2 protein-coding genes and 1 pseudogene are annotated in these 1940 nt (G+C 62.9%); all 3 read left to right on the top strand.

Going from position 1 to position 1940, the window contains the following annotated elements:
- Nucleotides 1–777 (top strand): beta-ketoacyl-ACP synthase 3 (locus tag AHiyo1_RS04435; protein ID WP_059387752.1); only part of this gene is annotated, 777 nt, incomplete at its 5' end.
- 109 nt (nt 778–886) lie between these two features.
- Nucleotides 887–1132 carry an acyl carrier protein gene (locus AHiyo1_RS04430; protein WP_028267518.1) on the top strand — a complete coding sequence of 82 codons (246 nt, stop codon included), beginning with the start codon at nt 887–889 and terminating at the stop codon, nt 1130–1132.
- A gap of 140 nt (nt 1133–1272) precedes the next feature.
- Nucleotides 1273–1940, top strand: a pseudogene (locus AHiyo1_RS04425) (beta-ketoacyl-[acyl-carrier-protein] synthase family protein); the annotation flags it as partial.

Here is a 1940-nt window from a genome sequence, read left to right as displayed (position 1 = left end):
CCGTATGCCACGCCTTCCGCGGCTGCCGCCCTCACCGACCGTTTGGGCGCCACCCCGGCACCGGCTTTCGACATCTCCGCGGCATGCGCAGGCTACTGCTACGGAATTGCCCAGGGCGATGCCTTGGTCCGATCCGGCGCGGCTGAATACGTCCTGGTGGTCGGCGCCGAGAAGCTCTCCGACGTCATCGACAACCATGAGCGAACCATCTCTTTCCTTCTGGGCGATGGCGCCGGTGCGGTTGTCATTGGCCCGTCCGATACGCCCGGCATTGCCCCGTCTGTCTGGGGATCCGATGGCAGCAAATGGAACGCGATCGGCATGACGCATTCCCTCGACGAAGTCCGCCACCTTGGCGAGACAGCCCGCCATTCGGACGAATCCGACGATCAGGCCATTATTTCCGCAGCGCAGGATGTCTGGCCGACGCTCCGCCAGGACGGCCAGACGGTCTTCCGTTGGGCCGTCTGGGAAATGGCGAAAGTTGCCCAGCAAGCCCTCGATGCCGCAGGGATCGAAGCCTCGGACCTGGCGGCGTTTGTCCCCCACCAAGCCAACATGCGGATCATCGACGAGATGGTCAAGAAGCTCAAACTTCCCGAAACCGTGGTGGTCGCCCGGGACATCGCTGAGGCGGGAAACACTTCTGCCGCCTCCATTCCGCTGGCCACGCACCGACTCCTCAAGGAGAACCCGGAACTCAGCGGTGGCCTTGCCTTGCAGATCGGCTTCGGTGCCGGTCTTGTGTTTGGCGCCCAGGTAATCGTTCTTCCGTAATTTCGGACCGCGCCTACCTTCAATTGAATAGTGCTTTGAAACCCAAGCCGTAACCGCGGTTTGCCCCCATTTCCGGCAATAGCCGGCACAACAAGAAAAGGAGCCAACAATGGCTAGCAACGAAGAAATCCTGGCCGGCCTGGCTGAAATCGTGAACGAAGAGACCGGCCTCGCCACCGAAGCCGTGGAGCTGGACAAGTCCTTCACCGAGGACCTGGACATCGACTCCATCTCCATGATGACCATCGTCGTCAACGCTGAAGAGAAGTTCGGCGTGCGCATCCCGGACGAAGAGGTCAAGAACCTCAAGACCGTCGGCGACGCCGTCAACTTCATCTCGAACGCACAGGCCTAGCCTGGCCTCAACTGTGCCGGACTTCGGGTGCGCCCTGTTGCATCCGAAGCCCGGCACAGCTGCTATATCTCCCAGAGTTTTTTCCTGCCTCCCCAGTGAGAACAGCACGTGGGTTGGCTGATCCGACAGAGAGTGATCTCATGGCACGCAAAGTAGTCATAACCGGTCTGGGCGCCACAACGCCCATCGGCGGCGACGTCCCCACGATGTGGAAGAACGCGCTCAAAGGGGTCTCCGGTGCCCACACACTCGAGGACGAGTGGGTTGCCAAGTATGACCTTCCGGTCCACTTTGCCGCCCGGTGCTCGACGCCGGCCCTCGAAGTTCTGAGCCGCGTTGAAGCCAAGCGCATGGACCCGTCCACGCAGTTCGGTGTCATCGCCGCCCGCGAGGCCTGGGCAGATTCCGGTATCACCGAAATCGACCACGACCGCCTTGCCGTGGCTTTCGCCACGGGCATCGGCGGTGTCTGGACGCTCCTGGACGCTTGGGACACGCTGAGGGAAAAAGGCCCCCGGCGGGTTCTTCCCATGACGGTCCCCATGCTCATGCCGAACGGCGTCGCCGCCGCTGTCAGCCTTGACCTTGGTGCCCGCGCGGTGCGCACACCCCCGTTTCTGCTTGCGCTTCCGGCACCGAGGCGATGCACCTCGGCCTCGACCTCATCCGCTCGGGCAAAGCCGACGTCGTCGTGTGCGGTGGCGCCGAAGCTGCCATCCACCGATGCCGCTCGCCGCGTTTTCCTCGATGCAGGCCCTTTCCCGCCGCAATGACGATCCGGAGCACGCATCGCGGCCATATGACCGCG

Origin of the sequence: Arthrobacter sp. Hiyo1, assembly GCF_001263615.2 — a bacterium.
Classification (GTDB): domain Bacteria; phylum Actinomycetota; class Actinomycetes; order Actinomycetales; family Micrococcaceae; genus Arthrobacter.
The sequence above is the reverse complement of the archived record's forward strand: the minus strand, read 5'-3'. Positions and strand labels throughout refer to the sequence as shown.

Bases quoted from the DNA above. Each gene is read 5' to 3' on its own strand.
- AHiyo1_RS04430 (WP_028267518.1), top strand. From the start codon at position 887: ATGGCTAGCAACGAAGAAATCCTGGCCGGCCTGGCTGAAATCGTGAAC.